The organism is Streptomyces sp. R33 (genome assembly GCF_041200175.1).
Classification (GTDB): domain Bacteria; phylum Actinomycetota; class Actinomycetes; order Streptomycetales; family Streptomycetaceae; genus Streptomyces; species Streptomyces katrae_B.
On record NZ_CP165727.1, the window covers coordinates 6,117,445 to 6,142,027 of the forward strand.

A 24,583-nucleotide genomic window follows, 5' to 3' on the forward strand; every position below is an offset into this window, starting at 1 on the left:
GCTCCCTGTTGTGGGCAGCTCCCCAATTTCCCGTATGCGGCAATTTACCGCCCTCGGAGAGCGGGTAGCGTTCGCGCCGATGAAAGATTCGTTCGACGACCAGCCCCCCGCGCCGCCCCTGACGCCGCCCGCGGAGCGCGCCTCGCTGCGCGACGGCCTGCGCTTCGCGTTCGGCACGCTCACCGTGCTGCCCGCCCGCATCACCCGCTGGGACCGGCCCGCGGCCCGTACCGGCATGGCCTGTGCGCCGCTCGCCGGGCTGGTCGTGGGCCTGCTCGCCGCCGTGCCGGGGGTGCTGCTGCTGCTCCTGGGCGGCGGCCCGCTGCTCGCGGCGGCCGTCACCGTCGCCGTACCGGCCGCCCTGACCCGGGCGCTGCACCTCGACGGGCTCGCCGACACCGCCGACGGGCTGGGCAGCGCGAAGCCGGCCGAGACGGCCCTGCGGATCATGAAGCAGTCCGACATCGGCCCCTTCGGGGTGGTGGCGCTGCTGCTGGTGCTGATGGCCCAGGCCGGGGCGCTGGCCGACCTCTACGCCGAGAGCTGGTTCCACGGGGCCCTGGCGACGGTCATCGCGGCCGTCACCGCCCGGCTGGCCATGACCATGGCCGCCCGTGACGGCGTACCGCCGGCCCGCCCCGAGGGGCTGGGGGCGGCGGTCGCCGGAGTGCTCCCCAAGGGCTCGGCCATCGGGATCGCCGCACTGGTGGCCGTCCTGGCCGGGGCCGCCGCCCTGCCGGTGGGCCCGGGGGCCGCCGTGCAGTGCGCGGCCGCGGTCCTGATCGCCCTGGCGGCGGCGGAACACCTGCTCCGCCGCTGCGTACGCCGCTTCGACGGGGTCACGGGCGACGTGTTCGGCGCCCTCGCCGAGGTCTCGGCGACGACGGCCCTGATCGTCCTGGCCCTGGGCTGACCCGTAGGGTTCGGGGCGTGGAAGAGACGCCGACGACCATCAGGGTGCTGCTCGCCGACGACCAGGCCCTGCTCCGCAGCGCCTTCAAGGTGCTGGTCGACTCCGAGCCCGACATGGAGGTCGTCGGCGAGGCTTGCGACGGCGCCCAGGCCTGCGAACTCGCCCGGGCAACCCGGCCCGACGTGGTCCTCATGGACATCCGGATGCCCGGCACCGACGGTCTCGCCGCCACCCGCATGATCAGCGCCGACCCCGAACTCGCCGCCGTCCGCGTGGTCATGCTGACGACCTTCGAGGTCGACGAGTACGTCGTCCAGTCCCTGCGGGCCGGCGCCTCCGGGTTCCTCGGCAAGGGCGCCGAGCCCGAGGAGCTGCTCAACGCCATCCGCGTCGCCGCAGCCGGGGAGGCGCTGCTGTCCCCGGCGGCCACCAAAGGGCTCATCGCCACCTTCCTCGCCCAGGGCGGCGGCGCCGACCCCGCCGGACCCGCCGCCGTGCACGCCGAGCGGCTCGCCGCGCTGACCGTCCGGGAGCGCGAGGTCCTCGTCCACGTCGCCGCGGGCCTGTCCAACGACGAGATCGCCCGCCGGCTCGAGGTCAGCCCGCTCACCGTCAAAACCCATGTGAACCGGGCCATGGCGAAGCTCGGCGCCCGCGATCGCGCCCAACTGGTGGTCATCGCCTACGAATCGGGACTGGTCCGGCCCCGGGCCGAGTAGGGCCACGGCCGGCCGCAGGGCCGTGGAGTACGGCCGCGTACTGCGGACGCGGTATGCGGCGTATAAAGACGCGGGACCTGGGGGCGACGCAGCGCCGCCCCGGCGTACGGAAGGCTGAAGGCCCGCGGCCTTCAGGCCCAGCCCCGCGCACGCCACAGCAGAGAGATCCCAACCCATGTCCTGGCTGTCCCGCTTCAGCCTGGCGCAGAGAGCGCTGGTCGGCCTCGTGTCGATCACCGCACTGCTCTTCGGCGCCATAGCCATCCCGCAGCTCAAGCAGCAGCTGCTGCCGTCCATCGAACTGCCGATGGTGTCCGTGCTCGCGCCGTACCAGGGCGCCTCGCCCGACGTGGTGGAGAAGCAGGTCATCGAACCGATCGAGGCCACGCTCAAGGGCGTCGACGGCATCACCGGCATCACCTCCACCGCCAGCGAGGGCAACGCCCTCATCATGGCCAAGTTCGACTACGGCGACAGCGGCACCAAGCAGCTCGTCGCCGACGTCCAGCAGGCCGTGAACCGGGCGCGCGTACGGCTGCCCGCCGAGGTGGACCCGCAGGTCGTGGCCGGTTCCACCGACGACATCCCGACCGTCGTCCTCGCCGTCACCTCGGACAAGGACCAGCAGGCGCTCGCCGACCAGCTGAACCGTTCCGTCGTCCCCGTCCTCGAGGACATCGAGGGCGTCGGCCAGGTCAGCGTCGACGGGGTCCAGGACCTCCAGATCGCCGTCACCCCCGACAACGCCAAGCTCGCGGCGGCCGGCCTCGACGGCGCCGCCCTCGCGCAGGGCCTCCAGGCGGGCGGCGCGACCGTCCCCGCCGGCTCCTTCGACGAGGCGGGCAAGAACCGGACCGTCCGCGTCGGCGGCGGCTACACCTCCCTCGCCCAGCTCGAGGACCTGCGCCTGAGCGCCGGCCCCGGCAAGCCGGCCGTGCGCCTGGCCGACGTCGCCACCGTCAAGCAGGAGCCCGCCAAGGCCGTCTCCATCACCCGCACCAACGGCAAGCCCAGCCTCGCCCTCGTCCTCACCATGGACAAGGACGGCAGCGCCGTCGCGATCTCCGACGCCGTCCAGGACAAGCTGCCCGAGCTGCGCACCGCGCTCGGCGCCGGCGCCGAGCTGACCGTCGTCAGCGACCAGGGCCCGCCCGTCGCCAAGTCCATCTCCAGCCTCACCACCGAGGGCCTGCTCGGCCTGCTCTTCGCGGTGATCGTGATCCTGGTCTTCCTGGCCTCGCTGCGCTCGACGCTGGTCACCGCGGTCTCCATCCCGCTGTCCGTGGTCCTCGCGCTGATCGTGCTGTGGACCCGCGACCTGTCGCTCAACATGCTGACCCTGGGCGCGCTCACCATCGCCATCGGCCGCGTCGTCGACGACTCGATCGTGGTCCTGGAGAACATCAAGCGCCACCTCGGCTACGGCGAGGAGCGCGAGGCCGCCATCATCACCGCGGTCAAGGAGGTCGCCGGCGCGGTCACCTCCTCCACGCTCACCACCGTCGCCGTCTTCCTGCCGATCGCCTTCGTCGGCGGCATGGTCGGCGAGTTCTTCGGCCCGTTCTCCCTCACCGTCGCCGCGGCCCTGCTGGCCTCGCTGATCGTCTCCCTGACGGTCGTGCCGGTGCTCTCCTACTGGTTCCTGCGCGCGCCGAAGGGCGTGGTGGCCGGCGACCCCGAGAGTGCGGCGAAGGCGCGGCGCGAAGCCGAGGAGAAGGAGGCGAAGAGCCGTCTCCAGCGGTTCTACGTACGGGCCCTGGGGCTGGTCACCCGCCGCCGGATCGCCACCCTCGTCGTCGCGGTCGTCGTCCTCATCGCCACGTTCGGGATGGCGCCCCTGCTGAAGACCAACTTCTTCGACCAGGGCGAGCAGAGCGTCCTGACGGTCAAGCAGCAGCTGCCCCCGGGCACCTCGCTGGCCGCCTCCGACGCTGCCGGCCGGCGGGTCGAGAAGGCCCTGACCGAGGTCAAGGGCGTCAAGGACTACCAGGTCACCGTCGGCTCCTCCGGTTTCCTGGCCGCCTTCGGCGGCGGTACGGGCTCCAACCAGGCCTCGTACCAGGTCACCCTGGAGGACTCCGGCGACTCCGAGGGCGTCAAGAAGCGCATCGAGGACGCCCTCGGCAAGCTCGACGGCATCGGCGACACCAGCATCTCGGCGGGCGGCGGCTTCGGCAGCCAGAATCTCAGCGTGGTCGTCAAGGCGGGCGACGCGGCCGTCCTCGCCCAGGCCGCCGAGCAGGTCCGGGCCGAGGTGGCCACGCTCGACGACGTCACCGACGTGCAGAGCGACCTGTCCCAGTCCGTGCCCCGGATCTCGGTCACCGCCACCCCGAAGGCCGCCGAGGCGGGCCTGAACCAGGCCGCGCTCGGCGCGATCGTGGCCCAGGCCGTACGGGGCAATCCGGCGGGCAAGGCCGTACTGGACAACACCGAGCGGGACATCGTCATCAAGTCCGCGCAGCCGGCCACCACCCTGGCCGAACTGCAGGCGCTCCCGGTCGGCCCGGTCAAGCTCGGCGACGTCGCCGAGGTCAAGGAGGTCCCCGGCCCGGTCTCGATGACCCGGATCGACGGCGCCCGCGCCGCCACCGTCACCGCGAAGCCGGTGGGCGACAACACCGGCGCGATCGGCGCCGCGCTCCAGACGAAGATCAGCGCACTGGACCTGCCCGACGGGGCCACGGCCACCATCGGCGGCGTCTCCGAGGACCAGGGCGAGGCCTTCGCCTCGCTGGGCCTGGCCATGCTCGCGGCCATCGCCATCGTGTTCATGCTGCTCGTGGCCACGTTCCGGTCGCTGATCCAGCCGCTGGTCCTGCTGGTGTCCATCCCGTTCGCGGCGACCGGCGCGCTCGGCCTGCTGCTCGTGACCGGCACCCCGCTGGGGGTCCCGGCCATGATCGGCATGCTGATGCTCATCGGCATCGTCGTGACCAACGCGATCGTCCTGATCGACCTGGTCAACCAGTACCGCGCCCAGGGCCTCGGCGTCGTCGAAGCCGTCATCGAGGGCGGCCGGCACCGCCTGCGCCCGATCCTCATGACGGCCCTCGCGACGATCTTCGCGCTGCTCCCGATGGCGCTCGGCGTCACCGGCGAGGGCGGGTTCATCTCGCAGCCGCTCGCGGTCGTGGTGATCGGCGGCCTGGTCAGCTCGACCCTGCTGACGCTGCTCCTGGTGCCGACGCTGTACACGATGATCGAGCTCCGCAAGGAGCGCCGCCGCGCCAGGCGCGAGGCCAGGCGGACGGCCCGCCTGAGGGTGGTCCCGTCCCCGGACGAGTCCTCGGACGAGGAGTCCCCGGTCACGGTCTGACGCACGTCCGACGGACGACGAAGGGCCGCCCCCTCGATCGAGGGGGCGGCCCTTCGGGCGTACTGCGGGCGTACGGGAGGAGACGGCTACGGGAGCGCGAGCATGCGCTCCAGGGCGAGCTTCGCGAAGCTCTCCGTCTCCTTGTCGACCTGGATCTGGTTCACGAGGTTGCCCTCGGCCAGGGACTCCAGGGTCCACACCAGGTGGGGGAGGTCGATGCGGTTCATCGTCGAGCAGAAGCAGACCGTCTTGTCGAGGAAGACGACCTCCTTGTCCTGCGCGGCAAATCGATTCGCCAGGCGGCGGACGAGGTTCAGCTCCGTGCCGATGGCCCACTTGGATCCGGCCGGGGCCGCCTCCAGCGCCTTGATGATGTACTCCGTCGAGCCGACGTAGTCCGCGGCCGCCACGACCTCGTGCTTGCACTCGGGGTGGACGAGGACGTTCACGCCGGGGATGCGGGCGCGCACGTCGTTGACCGAGTCGACCGAGAACCGGCCGTGCACCGAGCAGTGGCCGCGCCACAGGATCATCTTGGCGTTCCGCAGCTGCTCGGCGGTCAGGCCGCCGTTCGGCTTGTGCGGGTTGTAGAGCACGCAGTCGTCGAGGGACATGCCCATGTCGCGCACCGCGGTGTTGCGGCCCAGGTGCTGGTCCGGCAGGAAGAGCACCTTCTCGCCCTGCTCGAAGGCCCACTCGAGGGCCTTCTTGGCGTTGGACGACGTGCAGATCGTGCCGCCGTGCTTGCCGGTGAACGCCTTGATGTCCGCCGAGGAGTTCATGTACGAGACGGGGACCGTCACGTCCGCTATGCCCGCCTCGGTGAGCACGTCCCAGCACTCGGCGACCTGCTCGGCGGTGGCCATGTCGGCCATCGAGCAGCCGGCCGCGAGGTCGGGCAGGACGACCTTCTGGTCGTCCGAGGTCAGGATGTCCGCGGACTCCGCCATGAAGTGGACGCCGCAGAAGACGATGTACTCGGCCTCCGGCTTGGCGGCCGCGTCCTTGGCCAGCTTGAAGGAGTCGCCGGTGACGTCGGCGAACTCGATCACCTCGTCACGCTGGTAGTGGTGGCCGAGGATGAAGACCTTGTCCCCGAGCTTCTCCTTGGCCGCGCGGGCGCGCGCGACCAGGTCCGGGTCCGACGGCGAGGGCAGGTCGCCGGGGCACTCCACCCCGCGCTCGCTCTTGGGGTCGGCCTCACGGCCGAGCAGCAGCAGGGCAAGGGGCGTCGGCTGGACGTCCAAAGGCTGGGCGGTGGTCACGACACGCACCCTTTCTGTTCTGCGACAAGGGGAACTTCTGGAGCTGGGCTTCGACTTCTCGTCTATTTGACGCTATCTATGATAGCCGCTTCACGTCACTTTGACGATGCCGATAGTGTCGATGTGACGAATTCCCCTGAGATGAAGCACTCGGTCCGTCGGGCCCAGCCGCCCGGGAGGGTGTGCGAGCATGAATAACCAAGACATGCGTCGGGTCCGGAATGAATCCGCGGCCCCGCTCGTTGCCATCGACGGCAAGAGTCCGACGTTTCCCTGCTTCCGGCGGGGAGCCGCCCACTTCGGGAGTGAATGCAGATGTCCGTACAGGACGACAAGACCACTGTGAGCGACGGCATCCTCCTGTCCGACGCCGCCGCCGAGAAGGTCAGGACCCTGCTGGAGCAGGAAGGCCGCGATGACCTGGCGCTTCGCGTCGCCGTCCAGCCCGGCGGCTGCTCCGGCCTGCGCTACCAGCTCTTCTTCGACGAGCGGTCCCTCGACGGTGACGTCGTCAAGGACTTCGACGGCGTGAAGGTCGTCACGGACCGGATGAGCTCCCCGTACCTGCACGGTGCCTCGATCGACTTCGTCGACACCATCGAGAAGCAGGGCTTCACGATCGACAACCCCAACGCCACCGGCTCCTGCGCCTGCGGCGACTCGTTCAGCTAGGCCCGTCGTCCGGCTGAGCCCTGAGCGAGCCCGAACGACGAAAGGCCCCCGGCACCTCTCGGTGCCGGGGGCCTTTCGCGTAGGGGCTACTGCCGGGGGAGCGGCTTGCCCGAGGTCACGTCGACCACCTTGCGCTCACCGAGCGGCTGCTGGAGGGTCGTCGACACCGTCATGTCCTGGGCGACCATGATGCAGGCCCGGCCCGGCTCGTTCGGGGTGTCGGTGATCTTCACCATGACCGACCCGGCCTCCTCCCGCGCCTCCAGGGCGTAGGTGCTGCACACCCCGCCCCAGAAGTTCACGGTCAGCTTCCGGTCGTCCTCCTTGTACGAGAACCCGGGCACGGTCCGGCCGCCCTTGGGGGCCGAAGGCGCGGCGGAGCCGTTCTCGGCGGCCGGCTGGACCACCGTGCGCCCTGCGCCGCCGTTGCTGCCCGCCACCTCGAACAGCCAGGCCGGCACCAGGCCGCGCGCGCCGTCCACGGTCCCCGGGGCCAGCCCGAGCACGGCCCCCTTCACGGTCTCCGTCCGCGGCGGCTTCATCGGACGCGGCTCCGGGTTGCAGGGCAGCGTGTCCGAGGGCCCGACCGGGGTGTCCGGGGTCAGCGGGACCGAGGTCGCGCAGCCGCTCGGCCCCGGGTCCGTACCGCCCGACCCGGCGGAGGACCGGTTCAGCCGGGCCAGCGCCTCGACGGCCCCGACCACCGGCTGATCGGCGGCGCGCACGGGTGCCTTCAGCTCGCCGCTGCCCGCCACCACCTGGGAGTCCGCAGCCACGCTGACCTTCGTGGACCAGCCCTGCGTGGGCAGCCCGTCGATCACCGGGTCGGCGTTGACCACGCGGACGGCGCCCTGGACGAGCCGGGCGTCCAGCTTGGCCCCGCTCTGGCCGGCGGCCGCGAGCACCGGGGCGGCGGCGGCCTTGGCGGCCTCCTCGCTCACCGGTGCACCCCCCCTGGCGGCCGCACCGCCCGCGCCGTCCGCCTCCTGGGCGCCCTGGGGGAGCGTGGCCGGGCCGCAGGTGTCCTTGCCGCGCTTGCAGTCGTCACCGGCGCCGCCCGCCCCCTGGAAGCGGGCGAAGTTCCAGGTGCCGGGCGCCTTGCGGTTCACCGTGAGCCGGGGCCCGGCGCCGTCCGCGGTCTCCCCGGCCTGCCAGACGTCGCCGGTCAGCCGCGGGGTGCCCGGGATGCCGAGGGCCGTCGCGAGCCGGGCCACCTCCTCCGAGGTGACCTCGCCGGTCGCGGCGAAGGCCGGCGCGGTCGCCGGAGCCTCGGGGAGGGCCACGTCCGCCCGGTACGTCACCCCGCTGCCGTGCGGATCCGGCTCGCCCGGGGCGATGCCCGGCCCCGAGGGGCTCGGCGCGACGCGGGGCGCCGAGGCCGCGCTGTCACCCGTACGACCGCCCGGCGTACCGTCGCCGGAGGCCGCCGCCGCCCAGTACGCCGTACCGCCGCCTGCGAGCAGGACGGCGGCCGCGATCGAGCCGATGGCCCAGGCCGGCCGCCGCCGAGTGCCGCGTGGTGTGTCGGGTTGTTCGCTGGTCACCGCTTGCTCCTTCGCCTGTACCGCAGTGGCTGATGCGGCTGTGACGGAACAGACGGCGAACCGGTTCCCCGGTCGCCGGCGGCTACTCGCCGTACTCGGCCGTGGAAGCGATCAGGCGGGCCGAGGCCGGCGGGACGCTGATCCCGTGGATCTGGGACGGCGCCACCCGGGTCGGCCGGGGGTGTGCCGGGACCGTCCAGTGCGGGGCCATCCTGGCGCAGTCGCCCAGCAGCCGCTCGAATTCCGGCTGCGTGTCGGCCGCGTTCTCGTACCCGAAACCATCGGTAGAGGTCATGGGGCACGGTAGGCACGGCCCCGCGGGTGAAGAAAGACCTACTACGGGGTAGTTTCGTGCGGTCGGCCGCGGGGCAGCGACCGGGTAGTTTTGACTGTCCCCCTCGCCGTCCCTCGCAGGAGCGTCCACGCCGTGCGTATCGCCATCACCGGCTCCATCGCCACCGACCACCTCATGACCTTCCCCGGCCGCTTCGCCGACCAGCTCGTCGCGGACCAGCTGCACACGGTCTCCCTCTCCTTCCTCGTCGACAACCTCGACGTACGGCGGGGCGGTGTCGGCCCGAACATCTGCTTCGGCATGGGCCAGCTCGGCATCCGCCCCATCCTGGTCGGCGCGGCCGGGTACGACTTCGACGAGTACCGCGCATGGCTGGACCGGCACGGCGTCGACACCGCCTCCGTGCGGATCTCCGAGGTCCTGCACACCGCGCGCTTCGTGTGCACCACGGACGCCGACCACAACCAGATCGGCTCCTTCTACACGGGCGCGATGAGCGAGGCCCGCCTGATCGAGCTGAAGGCGGTCGCGGACCGGGTGGGCGGGCTCGACCTCGTCCTCATCGGCGCCGACGACCCCGAGGCGATGCTGCGCCACACGGAGGAGTGCCGGACGCGGGGCATCCCGTTCGCGGCGGACTTCTCGCAGCAGATCGCCCGGATGGACGGCGACAACATCCGCACCCTGATGGAGGGTGCGACGTACCTCTTCTCGAACGAGTACGAGAAGGGCCTCATCGAGTCGAAGTCCGGCTGGTCGGACGAGGAGATCCTCGCCAAGGTCGGCACCCGGGTGACGACGCTGGGCTCGCGGGGCGTGCGGATCGAGCGGGTCGGCGAGGAGCCGATCGTCGTCGGCTGCCCCGAGGAGACGGCGAAGATCGACCCGACGGGCGTCGGCGACGCGTTCCGCGCCGGGTTCCTGACCGGTCTGGGCTGGGGCGTGGGCCTGGAGCGGGCCGCGCAGGTCGGCTGCATGCTGGCCACGCTCGTGATCGAGACGCTGGGCACCCAGGAGTACACGCTGGCGCGGGCCCACTTCATGGAGCGCTTCACGAAGGCCTACGGCGACGCCGCCGCCTCCGAGGTCCGCGCCCACCTGGCCGCGTAGGCGCACTCGGACGCCGGCGGGGCTGGACCTCAGACCCGCCGGCGGACCGTGTACGCCACCCCCACCGGGCGGGGGGCTTCGCCCAGGTACGTGTGGCCGCGCATCGTGCACCAGGCCGGGATGTCCAGGCGGGCCACCTCGTCGTCCGACAGGACGGTCACGGTCCCGCCGACCGGGACCGTACCGATGACCCGGGCCAGCTCGATCACCGGCTGCGGGCAGCGCAGGCCCAGCGCGTCGACCTCCAGCGCGTCCGACACCGGCTCCACGGCCACCGGTTCGCCCACGCCGAGCGTGGCGCGCACCCCCGCCACCACCCCGGGCAGGACCTCCAGGAAGCCGTTCACCTCCTCGGCCGTCGTCCCCGACGGCAGGGAGACCCGTACGTTCCCCTCCGACAGCACGCCCATCGCCTGCAGCACATGACTCGGGGTCAGCGTGGAGCTGGTGCAGGAGGAGCCGGACGAAACGGAATAGCCCGCGCGGTCCAGCTCGTGCAGCAGCGTCTCGCCGTCGACGTACAGGCAGGAGAACGTGACCAGGTGCGGCAGCCGCCGTTCCGGGTCACCGACCACCTCCACGTCCGGCACCAGCCGCGCCACGCGCCGCCGGATGCGGTCCACCAGGATCCGCAGCCGGGCCGCCTCCGCGTCGGCCTCCGCCCGTACCGCGCGCAGCGAGGCCGCCGCCGCCACGATCGCCGGGAGGTTGGCGAACCCGGGGGAGCGGCCCGACTCCCGTTCGTCCGCGGGGAATTGGGGCGAGAAGCGGACACCCTTGCGGACCACCAGCAGCCCGACTCCCGGCGGACCGCCCCATTTGTGCGCGCTCCCGGTGAGCACCGACCAGCCGCCCTCGACCGGGCCCCAGCCCAGCGACTGCGCCGCGTCCACCAGCAGCGGCACCCCCGCCGTCGCGCAGACCTCGGCGACCTCCGCCACCGGCTGGACCGTGCCCACCTCGTGGTTGGCCGACTGGAGGCAGGCCAGGGCCGTCGACGCGTCCAGTACGGAGGCGTATCCGGCCGGGGAGACCGCCCCCGTGCGGTCCACGGGGACCTGCGTCACGGTCCCGCCGGCGGCCTCGTGGGCCTGCGCCGCATGGAGGACAGAGCTGTGTTCGACCGCTGATACGACCAGATGACCGCCGACGCGCCGACGCCCGGCGAGGGCTCCGGCGACCCCCGTGTGAACCGCGTGCGTCCCCGAAGGAGTGAACACGAGCTCGTCGGGGCGACAGCCCACCGCCTCCGCCGCCGCCTCCCGCGCCGCGTCCAGCAGCAGCCGCGCGCGCCGGCCCTCCCGATAGAGCCGGGCGGGGTCCGCCCACCCCTCGTCCAGGGTGGCCTGCAACGCCTGCCGGGCCACGGGGTGCAGGGGGGCGGCGGACGCGGTGTCGAAGTACGGCATCCCGCCACGCTAACCGGCGGCCGGGTCCGTTCGAGGTCAGGGGCCGTCAGATGCCCTCCGGAGGCCGCCATTCAGGGGGTGTTGGGCCGTCCCCCGTACGGCGGATCCATCCCTTCGGGGGCAGTAGCGGCGCGTTGGGCACCCTCCCCGCGCGACCCCAAATAGCGTCCAGTAGGGTTTGGTCCGCATAAACATCCAAACCCCTGCCTGCGTCAGGGCCGGCGACCGACCCGAATACGGCCGCGGCCGGCCGCGCGGGCCGAGACTCTCGGGAAGGCGCTACGTGAGTCCCTACGGCTCCGACCGCTCGCCGCGGCGCCCGATGCGGCGGAAGCTGCTGCAGGCGCTGACTGCGGGCGCGGTCCTGGCGACCGCCACTGGTTGCTCGTACAACTGGCAAGACTTCCCCCGGCTCGGAATGCCCTATCCGGTCACGGAGGAGGCGCCTCGCATCCTGTCCCTGTGGCAGGGGTCGTGGGCAGCCGCTCTCATCACGGGCATCCTGGTCTGGGGCCTGATCATCTGGAGCGTCATCTTCCACCGGCGCAGCCGGACGAAGGTGGAGGTCCCCCCGCAGACCCGGTACAACATGCCCATCGAGGCGCTGTACACCGTGGTCCCGCTCATCATCGTCTCGGTGCTCTTCTACTTCACCGCGCGTGACGAGTCGAAGCTGCTCGCGCTCACCCCGAAGCCTGCGCACACGATCAACGTGGTCGGCTTCCAGTGGAGCTGGGGCTTCAACTACGTCGAGAACGTCGACGGCGATGCGGTGACCCCGAAGGCGGGCGAGGTTCCCAAGGAGCTCGCCAACATCCCGGACCGCTTCACCAAGGAATTCCCCGCGGGCGCCGAGGGCGTCTACGAGAAGGGCGTTCCCGGCGACCGCAACCTGGAGACCGGCAACCCCGGCCCCACGCTGTGGCTGCCGAAGGGTGAGAAGGTCCGCTTCATCCTGTCGTCGAACGACGTCATCCACTCCTTCTGGGTGGTCCCCTTCCTGTTCAAGCAGGACGTGATCCCGGGCCACACCAACGTCTTTGAGGTCGTCCCCTCCCAGGAGGGCACGTTCATGGGCAAGTGCGCCGAGCTCTGCGGCGTCGACCACTCCCGGATGCTCTTCAACGTCAAGGTCGTCTCGCCCGAGGCCTACCGGGCGCACCTCAAGGAACTGGCCGAGAAGGGGCAGACCGGCTTCCTCCCGGCCGGCATCAAGCAGACTGACCCGGCCCGGAATGCGGAGACGAACAAACTGTGAGCATCCTCAACGAATCTCAGGGTGCCGCCGCCGACTCGTATGAAAACGAGCTGCCGGTGCGGCGCAAGCAGCCGGGCAATGTCGTCGTGAAGTGGATGACCACTACCGACCACAAGACCATCGGCACGATGTACCTGGTCACGTCGTTCGTGTTCTTCCTCATCGGCGGCCTGCTGGCGCTCTTCATGCGCGCCGAGCTGGCTCGTCCGGGCACGCAGATCATGTCGAACGAGCAGTTCAACCAGGCGTTCACCATGCATGGCACGATCATGCTGCTGATGTTCGCCACCCCGCTCTTCGCGGGCTTCGCGAACTGGATCATGCCGCTGCAGATCGGCGCGCCCGACGTGGCGTTCCCGCGGCTGAACATGTTCGCGTACTGGCTGTACCTCTTCGGCTCGACCATCGCGGTGGCCGGCTTCGTCACGCCGAACGGCGCCGCCGACTTCGGCTGGTTCGCCTACTCCCCGCTGTCGGACGCGGTCCGCTCGCCGGGCATCGGCGCCGACATGTGGATCATGGGTCTGGCCTTCTCCGGCTTCGGCACGATCCTCGGCTCGGTCAACTTCAGCACCACGATCATCTGCATGCGCGCCCCCGGCATGACGATGTTCCGCATGCCGATCTTCACCTGGAACGTGCTGCTGACCGGTGTCCTGGTCCTGCTCGCCTTCCCGGTCCTGGCCGCCGCGCTGTTCGCGCTGGAGGCCGACCGCAAGTTCGGTGCGCACGTGTTCGACGCCTCCAACGGCGGCGCATTGCTCTGGCAACACCTCTTCTGGTTCTTCGGACACCCAGAGGTGTACATCATCGCGCTGCCATTCTTCGGAATCGTCTCCGAGATCATCCCGGTCTTCTCCCGCAAGCCGATGTTCGGTTACATCGGTCTGATCGGTGCGACGATCGCGATCGCCGGCCTCTCGGTGACCGTGTGGGCCCACCACATGTACGTCACCGGCGGCGTGCTCCTGCCGTTCTTCTCCTTCATGACCTTCCTGATCGCGGTCCCGACCGGTGTGAAGTTCTTCAACTGGATCGGCACCATGTGGAAGGGCTCGCTGTCCTTCGAGACCCCGATGCTCTGGACGATCGGCTTCCTGGTCACCTTCACCTTCGGTGGTCTGACCGGCGTCATCCTGGCCTCGCCCCCGATGGACTTCCACGTCTCCGACTCGTACTTCGTCGTCGCGCACTTCCACTACGTCGTCTTCGGCACCGTGGTGTTCGCGATGTTCGCCGGCTTCCACTTCTGGTGGCCGAAGTTCACGGGCAAGATGCTGGACGAGCGCCTCGGCAAGATCACCTTCTGGACGCTGTTCATCGGCTTCCACGGCACGTTCCTGGTGCAGCACTGGCTGGGTGCCGAGGGCATGCCGCGTCGTTACGCGGACTACCTCGCTGCCGACGGCTTCACCGCCCTGAACACGATCTCGACGATCAGCTCGTTCCTGCTGGGCATGTCGATGCTGCCGTTCATGTACAACGTCTGGAAGACGGCGAAGTACGGCAAGAAGATCGAGGTCGACGACCCGTGGGGCTACGGCCGTTCGCTCGAGTGGGCGACGTCCTGCCCGCCGCCGCGGCACAACTTCCTCACCCTGCCGCGGATCCGTTCCGAATCCCCGGCGTTCGACCTGCACCACCCTGAGATCGCGGCCCTCGACCACCTCGAGGACCACAGCGTCGCCACCAAGGCCGTCACCGGTGGCAAGGAGGCCGGCAAGTGAAGATCCAGGGCAAGATGTTCCTCTGGCTCTCCCTCTTCATCCTGATCATGGCCGTCGTGTACGGCGTGTGGTCGAAGGAGCCCGTCGGTACCACCGCGCTCTTCCTGGCCTTCGGCCTGAGCGTCATGATCGGCTACTACCTGGCCTTCACGGCCAAGCGCGTGGACGAGATGGCCCAGGACAACCTGGAGGCCGACGTCGCCGACGAGGCGGGCGAGCTGGGGTTCTTCTCCCCGCACAGCTGGCAGCCGCTCTCGCTGGGCATCGGCGGTGCGCTCGCCTTCATGGGCGTCATCTTCGGCTGGTGGCTCATGTACTTCTCGGCCCCGATCATCGTGATCGGCCTGTGGGGCTGGGTGTACGAGTACTACCGCGGTGAGAACCAGAACCAGTAGGACCGCAGCAACGAGACAAGACCTGGGGCCCGGACACCTCCGATGGAGGAGTCCGGGCCCCTCGTTTGCAGTCACCCCGCGCGCAGTAATGGTCATACCTTCATAGCGTGGGCTCCATGAAGCACTCACCGCGTCTTTGGACGGTTCTCAGCTGCTCCGTGCTGGTCGCGTCCCTGGGGGCCGGCGCCACCGCCTGCGGGCCCGGAGACAACCCGCTGTCAGCCCGCCCGTACGACGCGGGCGACAAGGTCGTCTTCAACCAGCCGCCCGGCGGCCGCCCCCTCGACCCCGAGAAGCCCCTGGAGATCACCGCCAAGGGCACCGGCGGCACCCGGATCACCGACGTGTCCGCCGTGGACTCCCAGGGCCGCCGGCTCGCGGGCGAGCTGAGCGCCAAGGGCGACCGCTGGCACAGCACCGCCCCGATGGCCGCCGGCGCGCATTACACGGTCCTGGTGAACACCGAGGACGAGCGCGGGGCTCCAGGGCAGCGCAGGCTGACGTTCAAGACGACTCCGGCCAAGCAGGTCCTGAAGGTCGAATTCGGGCCGGACGAGGGCAAGTACGGCGTCGGACAGCCCATCACGGCCGAACTCAACGAGCCCATCACGGACAAGGCCGCCCGCGCGATCGTGGAGCGGGGCCTGGTCGTCGACACGCCGCCGGGGGTCGAGGGCGCCTGGCACTGGGTGGACGACAAGCACCTGCACTTCCGCCCGAAGGAATACTGGCCCGCCCACTCCACCGTCTCCGTACGGAGCAACCTGGAGGGCATCAAGATCTCCGACGAGTTGCACGGGGCCGTCACCAAGCCGCTGAACCTGGAGATCGGGGACCGGGTCGAGGTCACCACCGACGCGTCCTCGCACTACCTCACGTTCGAGCGCAACGGAGAAGTGATCAACACCATTCCGGTGACCACCGGGAAGCCCGGCTTCTCCACCCGCAACGGGGTCAAGGTGGTGCTCGGCAAGCAGTACTTCGTCCAGATGCGCGGCGACACCGTCGGCATCGGCGGCAGCGAGTACTACAACCTGCCCGTCTACTACGCGACCCGCGTCACCTGGAGTGGTGAATACGTGCACGCCGCGCCGTGGTCCGTGGGCTCGCAGGGCTACGAGAACGTCAGCCACGGCTGCACCGGCATGAGCACGGGCAACGCCGCCTGGTTCTACGAGAACATCACCGAGGGCGACATCGTCCGGGTGATCAACAGCATCGGCGACGACATGGAGCCGTTCGGCAACGGCTTCGGCGACTGGAACCTGGACTGGAAGGAGTGGCGCGAGGGCAGCGCCCTCCTCAAGGGCACCCAGGAAGGGCGCAGCCCGATCGACAAGGCCCGCCTGCGGCCCACTGTCTGATTGGTCGGCTTCGCCTCCGGGGCCGCTGGTGTCGGCTCCAGGAGGGCGTGCGTCCTCGAAAACCGCTCGTACCTCGCGGTTTCCTCCGGGCGCTCGCCCTCCTTCGCCGACGCGGCCCCTTCGGCTCAGCCGACCGTGCAGCCTTCGGCCGGGCACGGGCGGCGGTGTCCCCTGGCGGGTCAGGCGGAGTTGGCGGCCAGGCGGGGGCGGAGGAGGCCTGCCAGGGCGTCCGCGAACTCCACGGGGTCGACCGGGAGGGTCACCGCGGCGTCCGCGCGGCTCCAGGTGGCCAGCCAGGCGTCCTGCGGACGCCCCATCAGCAGCAGTACCGGCGGGCACCGGAAGATCTCGTCCTTGATCTGCCGGCACACGCCCATGCCCCCGGCCGGAACCGCCTCGCCGTCCAGCACGCACGCGTCGATCCCGCCCGCGTCCAGCTCGCTCAGGACGGCCGGGAGGGTGGCGCATTCCACGAACTCGACCGGCGGCAGGTCCGCGGCCGGCCTGCGTCCGGCCGCCAGCCGCACCTGCTCCCGGGTGCTCGCGTCGTCGCTGTAGACCAGAACCCGTGCAGTCGACCGCATTTCGTTCCTCCACGGTGCCGTGAATAACGTTGATGTTGCGCGGGATGCTACTCCGTCCGACCCGGTGTCAACATCGGTTCGAACAGCCTCGTCGACGAACGCCCCGGGCCGATCTGATGGGCCGTTCGGGCCTTGCACACGCCCCTGACACTCCGAACGGCACCCCCCGGGGTGAGGGCGGGATAAGCGACCGACATAATGTCGGTCGTGGCGACAGCAACGACAGTAGATACCGGGCACGCGCACCCGACGGTCAACCGGCCGAACCTCGTCAGCGTCGGAACCATCATCTGGTTGAGTTCCGAGCTGATGTTCTTCGCGGCCCTCTTCGCGATGTACTTCACCCTGCGATCCGTGACAGGTCCCGAGTACTGGACAGAGCAGGCTTCGGCCTTGAATCTGCCCTTCTCGGCGACGAACACGACGATCCTGGTGCTTTCCTCCCTCACCTGCCAGCTCGGCGTATTCGCCGCAGAGCGCGGTGACGTGAAGAAGCTCCGGTCGTGGTTCATGATCACGTTCGTCATGGGTGCGATCTTCATTGGCGGCCAGGTGTTCGAGTACACCGAGCTGGTCAAGCACGAGGGCATGAGCCTCTCGTCCGGTCCGTACGGCTCCGTGTTCTACCTGACCACCGGGTTCCACGGTCTGCACGTGACGGGCGGTCTCATCGCCTTCCTGCTGGTCCTCGGCCGGACGTACGCGGCCAAGAGGTTCACCCACGAACAGGCCACGTCGGCCATCGTCGTGTCCTACTACTGGCACTTCGTCGATGTCGTCTGGATCGGCCTCTTCGCGACGATCTACCTGATCAAGTAGCGAACACGTCACCGGGCAAGACCCGGCACTCCATCCAGAAACACCGACGCAGAAGATCCTGACACCGGGGTAATCCGTGAAAAAGCTCTCCGCACGACGACGCCATCCGCTGGCGGCGGTCGTCGTTCTACTCCTCGCGCTGGCGGCCACTGGGGGGCTGTACGCCGCCTTTGCTCCCGCGGGCAAAGCGCAGGCCGATGAAACCGCCCAGTCCCTCGCCATCGAGGAGGGCAAGAAGCTCTACGCCGTGGGCTGCGCAAGCTGCCACGGAACCGGCGGTCAGGGTTCCACTGACGGCCCCAGCCTGGTCGGCGTCGGCTCCGCGGCCGTCGACTTCCAGGTGAGCACCGGCCGCATGCCCGCCCAGCAGCCCGGCGCGCAGGTGCCGAAGAAGCCGGTCATCTACGACCAGGCCCAGATCGACCAGCTCGCCGCCTACGTCGCCTCCCTCGGCGCCGGCCCCATCGTGCCCACCGAGAAGCAGTACGACCCGGCGGGTGCCGACATCGCCAGGGGTGGTGAGCTCTTCCGCAACAACTGCGCGCAGTGCCACAACTTCACCGGCGAAGGCGGCGCGCTGACGAACGGCAAGTACGCCCCCAACCTCGAGGGCGTCGAGCCGAAGCACATCTACGAGGCCATGCTCACCGGCCCGCAGAACATGCCCTCCTTCCCGGACAGCACCATGCCGACGAAGGAGAAGAAGGACATCATCGCGTACATCCAGCACGTGAACGGCGAGAAGTCGGTCAGCCCTGGCGGCCTGAAGCTCGGTGGCCTCGGCCCCGTCTCCGAAGGTCTGTTCGGCTGGATCTTCGGCCTGGGTGCGCTGATCGCTGTCGCCGTCTGGGTCGCGGCCCACACCGCTAAGGCCAAGAAGTCATGAGTAGCCAAGACATTCCCGAAGAGAAGCACCTGCCGAGCGAGCAGGGCGACGCGCACCACGGTGGCGTAGCAGTCGCGGACGACCCGTTCGCCGACCCGGGCCTGCCGGTCCACAAGCCCCGTATCCAGGACATCGACGAGCGGGCCGCGAAGCGCTCCGAGCGCACCGTGGCGATGCTGTTCACGCTGTCGATGCTGGCCACGATCGGCTTCATCGTCTCGTACGTGACCATCCCGGTCGACAAGATCGTCTACATCTTCCCCGTCGGGAAGGTGAGCGGGCTCAACTTCGCCCTCGGTCTGACCCTGGGCGCGGCCCTCTTCTGCATCGGCGCGGGCGCGGTCCACTGGGCCCGCACCCTGATGTCCGACGTGGAGGTCGCCGACGAGCGCCACGAGATCGCGGCGCCGCCGGAGGTCAAGGCGAAGGTCCTCGCGGACTTCGCCGACGGCGCGAACGAGTCCGGCATCGCCCGCCGCCCGCTGATCCGCAACACGATGCTGGGCGCGCTGGCCATGCTGCCGCTGTCCGCCGTCATGATCATGCGCGACCTGGGCCCGCTGCCCGAGGAGAAGCTGCGCAAGACCGTGTGGGCCAAGGGCAAGCTGCTCATCAACCAGAACACGATGGAGCCGCTGCGTCCCGAGGACGTCCAGGTCGGTTCGCTGACCTTCGTCGTGCCCGAGGGCCTGGAAGAGGAGCAGCACGACTTCCAGACGCAGATCGCCAAGGCTGCCGTGATGATCGTCCGGATCAAGCCGGAGGACATCAAGGACAAGCAGGAACTCGAGTGGTCCCACGAGGGCATCGTGGCCTACTCGAAGATCTGCACCCACGTCGGCTGCCCGATCAGCCTGTACGAGCAGCAGACGCACCACGTGCTCTGCCCGTGCCACCAGTCCACTTTCGACCTCTCCGACGGCGCCCGTGTCATCTTCGGCCCGGCCGGCCACGCGCTTCCGCAGCTGCGGATCGGCGTGAACGGCGAAGGCTTCCTCGAGGCGCTCGGCGACTTCGAAGAGCCCGTCGGTCCTGCATTCTGGGAGCGCGGATGAGCACTGCCACTGATTCGAAGCGCAAAGCGCCGGCCGGCGAGCGGGTAGCCGACTGGGCGGACGGCCGCCTGGGCATCTACAGCCTGGCCAAGTCCAACATGCGCAAGATCTTCCCGGACCACTGGTCCTTCATGCTGGGTGAGATCTGCCTCTACAGCTTCATCATCATCATCCTCACGGGTGTGTACCTGACGCTGTTCTTCCACCCGAGCATGAACGAGGTCGTGTACCACGGCTCGTACGTGCCGATGCAGGGCGTCCAGATGTCGGAGGCCTTCGCCTCGACGCTGGACATCAGCTTCGACGTCCGCGGCGGTCTGCTCATCCGGCAGATCCACCACTGGTCGGCGCTGATCTTCGTCGCCGGCATGGTCGTGCACATGATGCGCGTCTTCTTCACCGGCGCGTTCCGCAAGCCGCGCGAGGTCAACTGGATCTTCGGCTTCCTGCTGCTGGTCCTCGGCATGTTCACCGGTTTCACCGGTTACTCCCTGCCGGACGACCTGCTCTCGGGCACCGGTGTCCGCTTCATGGAGGGCGCGATCCTGTCCGTGCCGATCGTCGGCACGTACCTCTCGTTCTTCCTCTTCGGCGGCGAGTTCCCCGGCGGCGACTTCGTCGCACGGTTCTACTCGATCCACATCCTGCTGCTGCCCGGCATCATGATGGGCCTGCTGGTGGCCCACCTGATCCTGGTCTTCTACCACAAGCACACCCAGTTCGCGGGTCCCGGCAAGACGAACAACAACGTCGTCGGCATGCCGCTGCTGCCGGTCTACATGGCCAAGGCCGGAGGCTTTTTCTTCCTGGTCTTCGGTGTCATCGCGGCCATCGCGGCGATCGCCTCGATCAACCCGATCTGGGCGCTCGGCCCGTACCGCCCGGACCACGTGTCCACCGGTGCGCAGCCCGACTGGTACATGGGCATGCCGGAAGGCCTGATCCGAGCCATGCCGGGCTGGGAGATCAACCTGTGGGGCCACACGCTCGTCCTGGGCGTGTTCATCCCGCTGCTGCTCTTCCCGCTGGTGCTGGGCTCGATCGCCGCCTGGCCGTTCATCGAGTCCTGGGTCACCGGGGACAAGCGCGAGCACCACATCCTGGACCGCCCGCGCAACGTCCCGACCCGTACGGCCTTCGGTGTCGCCTGGATCGCGGAGTACATCGTGCTGCTGATCGGCGGTGGAAACGACATGTTCGCGCAGTACTTCCACCTCTCGATCAACAACATCACGTGGTTCGTCCGGATCGGCTTCTTCGTCGTCCCGGTCCTCGCGTTCATCGTCACCAAGCGCATCTGCCTCGGCCTGCAGCGCCGGGACCACGACAAGGTGCTGCACGGTCGCGAGACCGGCATCATCAAGCGCCTGCCGCACGGTGAGTTCGTCGAGGTCCACGAGCCGCTGTCGCAGGGCAAGCTGCACACGCTCACCGCGCACGAGCAGTACAAGCCGATCGAGATCGGCCCGACGGTCGACGAGAACGGTGTCGAGCGCAAGGTCGGCCGCATGGAGAAGCTCCGCGCGAAGCTCAGCAAGGGCTTCTACGCCGAGAACAACCAGATTCCGAAGCCCACGGTGGAGGAGTACAAGGAGATCCAGAGCGGCCACGGCCATCACTGATCCCGCTTGAGGGGCTGATTTCGGTCAGTCCTGGTGTCGCCACGGCGAGAGCCCCGTCCAGTGTCCGGACGGGGCTCTTTGCCGTCCCCGGCGCTGGATAGGCTGGAGACCTTCCCATTCACGTGGGCCCCGACATCGGGTGGCCGACCAAAAGCAGGAGCGGACCATGAACGTTGTGACCCCGGCAGGCGGCGACAGCGTGGCGGCCCGTGGCTGGCCGGGCGTCCTCGACGCCCTGCTGAGCGGCCAGGACCTGCGCGCCGAGGAGACCGCCTGGGCCATGGACCGGATCATGCGCGGGGAGGCCACCGACGCCCAGATCGCCGGCTTCGTTGTGGCGCTGCGGGCCAAGGGGGAGACCGTCGCGGAGATCAACGGCCTCGTGCGGTCCATGTACGGGCACGCCAACCTGATCGAGGTGCCGGGCCGGACGGTGGACATCGTCGGCACCGGCGGCGACGGGGCCAAGACGGTGAACATCTCGACGATGTCGTCGATCGTGGTGGCCGGTACGGGCGCCAAGGTCGTCAAGCACGGCAACCGGGCCGCGTCGAGCGCGAGCGGTTCCTCGGACGTGCTGGAGAAGCTCGGCGTCAACCTGGACCTCACCCCGGCGCGGGTCGTCGAGGTCGCGGAGGAGGCCGGGATCACCTTCTGCTTCGCGGTCAAGTTCCACCCGGCGCTGCGGCACGTCGCCGGGGCCCGACGGGAGCTGGGCATCCGGACCACCTTCAACTTCCTCGGCCCGCTGACCAACCCGGCGCGGGTACGGGCGCAGGCCACGGGCGTCGCGGACGCCCGGGTGGCCCCCATCGTGGCGGGCGTACTGGCGGAGCGCGGCTCCTCGGCTCTGGTGTTCCGCGGCGACGACGGCCTGGACGAACTGACCACGGCGTCGACCTCGCGGATCTGGTGGGTCCGCGACGGCAAGGTCACCGAGCAGACCCTCGACCCGCGTGACGTGGGCATTTCCCTGGTCGACGTCTCCGCCCTGGCCGGCGGGGACCCCTCGTACAACGCGGACGTGGCCCGCCGCCTGCTGGCCGGCGAGACCGGCCCGGTCCGCGACGCCGTCCTGCTGAACTCGGCCGCCGCCCTGGTGGCGCTGGACCCGGGCACCGGCAGCCTGGAGGAGCAGATCGCGGCCGGCATCACCCGCGCGGCCGAGTCGATCGACTCGGGCGCGGCGCGGGCCGCCCTTGACCGCTGGGTGCAGGCGAGCAACGCCTAGCCAGGCCGCGCCGGAAAGGCGTGAAAGCGATGACCCCGGTCCACGATGCGGACCGGGGTCTTGCGCGTGAGGGATCTTGTGGCAGGATGCTGACCAGGTCACGAGTGACAGCGTTTAGGCCCCGGCTTGCTGTCCGGCAACCCTCCTTCCGTGGCGGGGTGCCCCGGGTGATGACCAGGCCGTAGGCAGAAAGGCCCACGGCAAGCGCGGATCCCTCGACACCAGGGGTCCTGGTCTCTCGAGGAGTTTTTCCGTGAGCAAGCGAATGCGATAGGGCGACTCCGCCCCTTCTTCACCCTCCGCACGGCACCCAGCCGTCCGTGCGTCGAGGCAACTCCCGTACCCACAGCCGCATGCGCGACCGCGCATCCGTGCACCCGCGTACGGGCCGTCCGAAGCCATTCAGCCTGTCCCGCCGGGAGATACCGCCATGTCCACGTACCCGAACGCCGTCGCCACCGCCGCCGTTGCCGCTCCTGCCGCCCCCGCCTGTGCCGAGCCGCTGCCGGTCCTCGGCCGCGACGTCACCGTCCCGCTCGTCACCGGCGGCGAGGTCACCTACGCAGCCCTCGACTACGCGGCCAGCGCCCCCGCCCTGCAGCGGGTCTGGGACGACGTCGCCGCGTACGCCCCCTACTACGGCAGCGTGCACCGCGGTGCCGGCTACCTCTCCCAGCTCTCCACCGACCTCTTCGAGCAGAGCCGCGCCACGGTCGCCGAGTTCCTCGACTGCCGCCCCGCGGACCAGGTCGTCTTCACCCGGTCCACCACCGACTCGCTGAACCTGCTGGCCGCCGTACTCCCGGCCGGCTGCCAGGTCTTCGTGTTCGAGACCGAGCACCACGCCTCGCTGCTGCCGTGGGGCGACGCGCAGGTCACGTACCTCAACGCCCCCCGGACCCCGGCCCAGGCCGTCGAGACCCTCGAGCGGGCGCTGGCCGAACGTGACCCCTACGGTCCGGCGCTGGTCTGCGTCACCGGCGCCTCCAACGTCACCGGTGAGCTGTGGCCGGTGAAGGAACTCGCCGCCGCGGCGCACGCCCACGGCGCGCGGATCGTCCTGGACGCCGCCCAGCTGGCCCCGCACCACCCCGTCTCCGTGCAGGAGTTGGACGTGGACTGGGTGGCCTTCTCCGGGCACAAGCTGTACGCGCCGTTCGGCTCGGGCGTACTGGCCGGCCGCGCGGACTGGCTGCAGCAGGCGGAGCCGTACCTGGCCGGAGGCGGCGCCTCCCGGAAGGTCGCCCGCCGCGCGGACGGCGGCGTCGACGTCGAGTGGCACACCACGGCCGCGCGCCACGAGGCCGGCTCCCCGAACGTGATCGGCGTGTACTCGATCGCCTCCGCCTGCAAGGCCCTGACCGAGGCGGGCTTCGACGGCCTCGTCGCCCGCGAGCGCCACCTGATCGCCAAGGTCCGGGCCGGCCTGGCGCAGGTCCCCGCCGTCCGGATCCTCTCCCTCTTCGGGGACGACGCCCCGCGGGTCGGCGTCATCTCCTTCGTCGTGGACGGCTGGAACAGCTCGCACTTCGCGGCCGCGCTGTCGGCGGAGTACGGGATCGGCGTCCGCGACGGCCTGTTCTGCGCCCACCCGCTGGTCCGCACCCTGCTGGGCAGCGAGCCGCAGGCCCAGGGCGAATGCGGAGCCCCCGAGGCGGCCCCGGGCGAGCGCTCGCTGAACGCGATCCGCGTCAGCTTCGGCGCGGGCACCCCCGACGAGCACGTCGACCGCTTCGTCCGCGCGGTCAGGGAACTCGTCGCCGACGGAGCCAAGTGGCAGTACCGCACGGAAGAAGGCCGCTGCGTGCCCGTTTCCTGACGCGCCCCTCGCACCGCACGGCCCTGGCGGGCCTCCCGGGCTTCGTGCCGCTGCGCCGGACTCGGTCCGTCGTCACGGCCTCGGCATACGCTTCGCCGCATGACGTACTGGGATCCGATACCGACCGCCCGCGCCATGGCGGGCGAGCCGCATCCGCTGTGGCGGGGCGACCGGGTGAGCCGCGACCGGTCCGGGCCGGCGCCCGACGGGTGGGAGCAGCGGGACTGGCGGAGCGTGCCGGGCCCTTCTACGCGGCCAACACCGACACCTGTCTCACCGGGCGGCAGTGCGCGCCCGAGCACGTCACGTACGAGGACACGTGCGGCAGTGAGTTCGTGTACCGCCGGCCCCGGACGCCCTCGGAGGTCCACGCCCTGATCTGCGCCGCCGAATGCGAGCCCTTCAGCGGGTACGGCGGCGACGGCGACGCCCACTGGACCCCTGAGCTGGTCCGGGACTGGTGGCGGGAGCGGGCCCGGGTGCGGGAGTGGGCCTCGGGCGCGGGCTGGGGACCCTGGGCGACTGCCCGGAGCGACTGGATGAACGATGCCGCCGCCGGGGCGCGGGCGTACGTCGC

20 protein-coding genes and 1 riboswitch are annotated in these 24,583 nt (G+C 70.1%); of the genes, 15 read left to right on the top strand and 5 right to left on the bottom strand.

The window, feature by feature from the left end; genetic code table 11:
• The first annotated feature begins 79 nt into the window (after positions 1–79).
• The 3 genes from AB5J51_RS28155 to AB5J51_RS28165 all read left to right on the top strand — a co-directional run bounded on the left by AB5J51_RS28155 (position 80) and on the right by AB5J51_RS28165 (position 4,951).
• Positions 80–913, top strand: a complete 834-nt coding sequence (locus AB5J51_RS28155) for an adenosylcobinamide-GDP ribazoletransferase (RefSeq protein WP_053785140.1) — start codon at positions 80–82, stop codon at positions 911–913.
• Between the two features lie 17 nt (positions 914–930).
• On the top strand, positions 931–1,632 hold the full coding sequence (locus AB5J51_RS28160; RefSeq protein WP_136224564.1) for a response regulator transcription factor: 702 nt from the start codon (positions 931–933) through the stop codon (positions 1,630–1,632).
• 175 nt (positions 1,633–1,807) lie between these two features.
• Positions 1,808–4,951, top strand: coding sequence for an efflux RND transporter permease subunit (locus AB5J51_RS28165; RefSeq protein ID WP_369778968.1), 3,144 nt, complete (start codon positions 1,808–1,810; stop codon positions 4,949–4,951).
• 86 nt (positions 4,952–5,037) lie between these two features.
• Here AB5J51_RS28165 and nadA read toward each other — a convergent pair whose 3' ends face one another.
• Positions 5,038–6,225, bottom strand: coding sequence for a quinolinate synthase NadA (gene nadA / locus AB5J51_RS28170; protein WP_078613053.1), 1,188 nt, complete (start codon positions 6,223–6,225; stop codon positions 5,038–5,040).
• Positions 6,226–6,531: 306 nt separating this feature from the next.
• Here nadA and erpA point away from each other — a divergent pair, with 306 nt between their 5' ends.
• Positions 6,532–6,888 carry an iron-sulfur cluster insertion protein ErpA gene (gene erpA, locus AB5J51_RS28175; RefSeq protein WP_030010511.1) on the top strand — a complete coding sequence of 119 codons (357 nt, stop codon included), beginning with the start codon at positions 6,532–6,534 and terminating at the stop codon, positions 6,886–6,888.
• A gap of 86 nt (positions 6,889–6,974) precedes the next feature.
• On the opposite strand, the gene AB5J51_RS28180 is transcribed toward erpA, so the two are convergent.
• Both AB5J51_RS28180 and AB5J51_RS28185 read right to left on the bottom strand, forming a co-directional pair.
• A complete protein-coding gene (locus AB5J51_RS28180; protein ID WP_369778969.1) occupies positions 6,975–8,432 on the bottom strand; it encodes a hypothetical protein in 1,458 nt (485 codons plus the stop codon).
• A gap of 82 nt (positions 8,433–8,514) precedes the next feature.
• Entirely contained in the window at positions 8,515–8,727 is a 213-nt protein-coding gene (locus AB5J51_RS28185; RefSeq protein ID WP_053785144.1) for a hypothetical protein, read from the bottom strand.
• 132 nt (positions 8,728–8,859) lie between these two features.
• Between AB5J51_RS28185 and AB5J51_RS28190 the strand changes: the two genes are divergently transcribed.
• Positions 8,860–9,837 carry a carbohydrate kinase family protein gene (locus AB5J51_RS28190; protein WP_030291771.1) on the top strand — a complete coding sequence of 326 codons (978 nt, stop codon included), beginning with the start codon at positions 8,860–8,862 and terminating at the stop codon, positions 9,835–9,837.
• Between the two features lie 29 nt (positions 9,838–9,866).
• On the opposite strand, the gene AB5J51_RS28195 is transcribed toward AB5J51_RS28190, so the two are convergent.
• On the bottom strand, positions 9,867–11,246 hold the full coding sequence (locus AB5J51_RS28195) for a cysteine desulfurase/sulfurtransferase TusA family protein (protein WP_369778970.1): 1,380 nt from the start codon (positions 11,244–11,246) through the stop codon (positions 9,867–9,869).
• Positions 11,247–11,529: 283 nt separating this feature from the next.
• Between AB5J51_RS28195 and coxB the strand changes: the two genes are divergently transcribed.
• The 4 genes from coxB to AB5J51_RS28215 all read left to right on the top strand — a co-directional run bounded on the left by coxB (position 11,530) and on the right by AB5J51_RS28215 (position 15,990).
• A complete protein-coding gene (gene coxB, locus AB5J51_RS28200) occupies positions 11,530–12,504 on the top strand; it encodes a cytochrome c oxidase subunit II (protein WP_136224567.1) in 975 nt (324 codons plus the stop codon).
• Positions 12,501–14,231, top strand: coding sequence for a cytochrome c oxidase subunit I (gene ctaD / locus AB5J51_RS28205; RefSeq protein ID WP_369778971.1), 1,731 nt, complete (start codon positions 12,501–12,503; stop codon positions 14,229–14,231). The genes coxB and ctaD overlap by 4 nt, the downstream gene beginning before the upstream one ends.
• A complete protein-coding gene (locus AB5J51_RS28210) occupies positions 14,228–14,626 on the top strand; it encodes a cytochrome c oxidase subunit 4 (protein WP_053785148.1) in 399 nt (132 codons plus the stop codon). Before ctaD ends, AB5J51_RS28210 begins: the two co-directional genes overlap by 4 nt.
• 116 nt (positions 14,627–14,742) lie before the next feature.
• The gene (locus AB5J51_RS28215) at positions 14,743–15,990 is read left to right on the top strand and encodes an Ig-like domain-containing protein (protein WP_053785149.1); all 1,248 of its coding nucleotides are present in this window, start codon (positions 14,743–14,745) and stop codon (positions 15,988–15,990) included.
• A 179-nt stretch (positions 15,991–16,169) separates the two neighbouring features.
• Here AB5J51_RS28215 and AB5J51_RS28220 read toward each other — a convergent pair whose 3' ends face one another.
• Positions 16,170–16,574, bottom strand: coding sequence for a response regulator transcription factor (locus AB5J51_RS28220; protein WP_053785150.1), 405 nt, complete (start codon positions 16,572–16,574; stop codon positions 16,170–16,172).
• A 198-nt stretch (positions 16,575–16,772) separates the two neighbouring features.
• Between AB5J51_RS28220 and AB5J51_RS28225 the strand changes: the two genes are divergently transcribed.
• The 6 genes from AB5J51_RS28225 to AB5J51_RS28250 all read left to right on the top strand — a co-directional run bounded on the left by AB5J51_RS28225 (position 16,773) and on the right by AB5J51_RS28250 (position 24,006).
• Positions 16,773–17,393, top strand: coding sequence for a heme-copper oxidase subunit III (locus AB5J51_RS28225; protein WP_030291787.1), 621 nt, complete (start codon positions 16,773–16,775; stop codon positions 17,391–17,393).
• A 76-nt stretch (positions 17,394–17,469) separates the two neighbouring features.
• Positions 17,470–18,279, top strand: a complete 810-nt coding sequence (locus AB5J51_RS28230) for a c-type cytochrome (protein ID WP_136224568.1) — start codon at positions 17,470–17,472, stop codon at positions 18,277–18,279.
• A complete protein-coding gene (locus AB5J51_RS28235; RefSeq protein ID WP_053785152.1) occupies positions 18,276–19,334 on the top strand; it encodes a ubiquinol-cytochrome c reductase iron-sulfur subunit in 1,059 nt (352 codons plus the stop codon). The genes AB5J51_RS28230 and AB5J51_RS28235 overlap by 4 nt, the downstream gene beginning before the upstream one ends.
• Complete coding sequence (locus AB5J51_RS28240; protein WP_053785153.1) at positions 19,331–20,956, top strand: cytochrome bc complex cytochrome b subunit; 1,626 nt, start codon at positions 19,331–19,333, stop codon at positions 20,954–20,956. Before AB5J51_RS28235 ends, AB5J51_RS28240 begins: the two co-directional genes overlap by 4 nt.
• Before the next feature lie 166 nt (positions 20,957–21,122).
• Positions 21,123–22,187, top strand: a complete 1,065-nt coding sequence (trpD, locus tag AB5J51_RS28245; RefSeq protein WP_053785154.1) for an anthranilate phosphoribosyltransferase — start codon at positions 21,123–21,125, stop codon at positions 22,185–22,187.
• Between the two features lie 96 nt (positions 22,188–22,283).
• Positions 22,284–22,400, top strand: a riboswitch (SAM riboswitch).
• Between the two features lie 217 nt (positions 22,401–22,617).
• On the top strand, positions 22,618–24,006 hold the full coding sequence (locus tag AB5J51_RS28250) for an aminotransferase class V-fold PLP-dependent enzyme (RefSeq protein WP_133898262.1): 1,389 nt from the start codon (positions 22,618–22,620) through the stop codon (positions 24,004–24,006).
• Positions 24,007–24,583: the final 577 nt, after the last annotated feature.

Coding starts and splice junctions, on each gene's coding strand:
- AB5J51_RS28225 (WP_030291787.1), top strand. CDS start 16,773: ATGTCGGTCGTGGCGACAGCAACGACAGTAGATACCGGGCACGCGCAC.
- AB5J51_RS28215 (WP_053785149.1), top strand. CDS start 14,743: ATGAAGCACTCACCGCGTCTTTGGACGGTTCTCAGCTGCTCCGTGCTG.
- AB5J51_RS28240 (WP_053785153.1), top strand. CDS start 19,331: ATGAGCACTGCCACTGATTCGAAGCGCAAAGCGCCGGCCGGCGAGCGG.
- AB5J51_RS28155 (WP_053785140.1), top strand. CDS start 80: ATGAAAGATTCGTTCGACGACCAGCCCCCCGCGCCGCCCCTGACGCCG.
- AB5J51_RS28185 (WP_053785144.1), bottom strand. CDS start 8,727: ATGACCTCTACCGATGGTTTCGGGTACGAGAACGCGGCCGACACGCAG.
- AB5J51_RS28250 (WP_133898262.1), top strand. CDS start 22,618: ATGTCCACGTACCCGAACGCCGTCGCCACCGCCGCCGTTGCCGCTCCT.
- trpD (WP_053785154.1), top strand. CDS start 21,123: ATGAACGTTGTGACCCCGGCAGGCGGCGACAGCGTGGCGGCCCGTGGC.
- AB5J51_RS28235 (WP_053785152.1), top strand. CDS start 18,276: ATGAGTAGCCAAGACATTCCCGAAGAGAAGCACCTGCCGAGCGAGCAG.
- AB5J51_RS28165 (WP_369778968.1), top strand. CDS start 1,808: ATGTCCTGGCTGTCCCGCTTCAGCCTGGCGCAGAGAGCGCTGGTCGGC.
- AB5J51_RS28220 (WP_053785150.1), bottom strand. CDS start 16,574: ATGCGGTCGACTGCACGGGTTCTGGTCTACAGCGACGACGCGAGCACC.
- erpA (WP_030010511.1), top strand. CDS start 6,532: ATGTCCGTACAGGACGACAAGACCACTGTGAGCGACGGCATCCTCCTG.
- AB5J51_RS28195 (WP_369778970.1), bottom strand. CDS start 11,246: ATGCCGTACTTCGACACCGCGTCCGCCGCCCCCCTGCACCCCGTGGCC.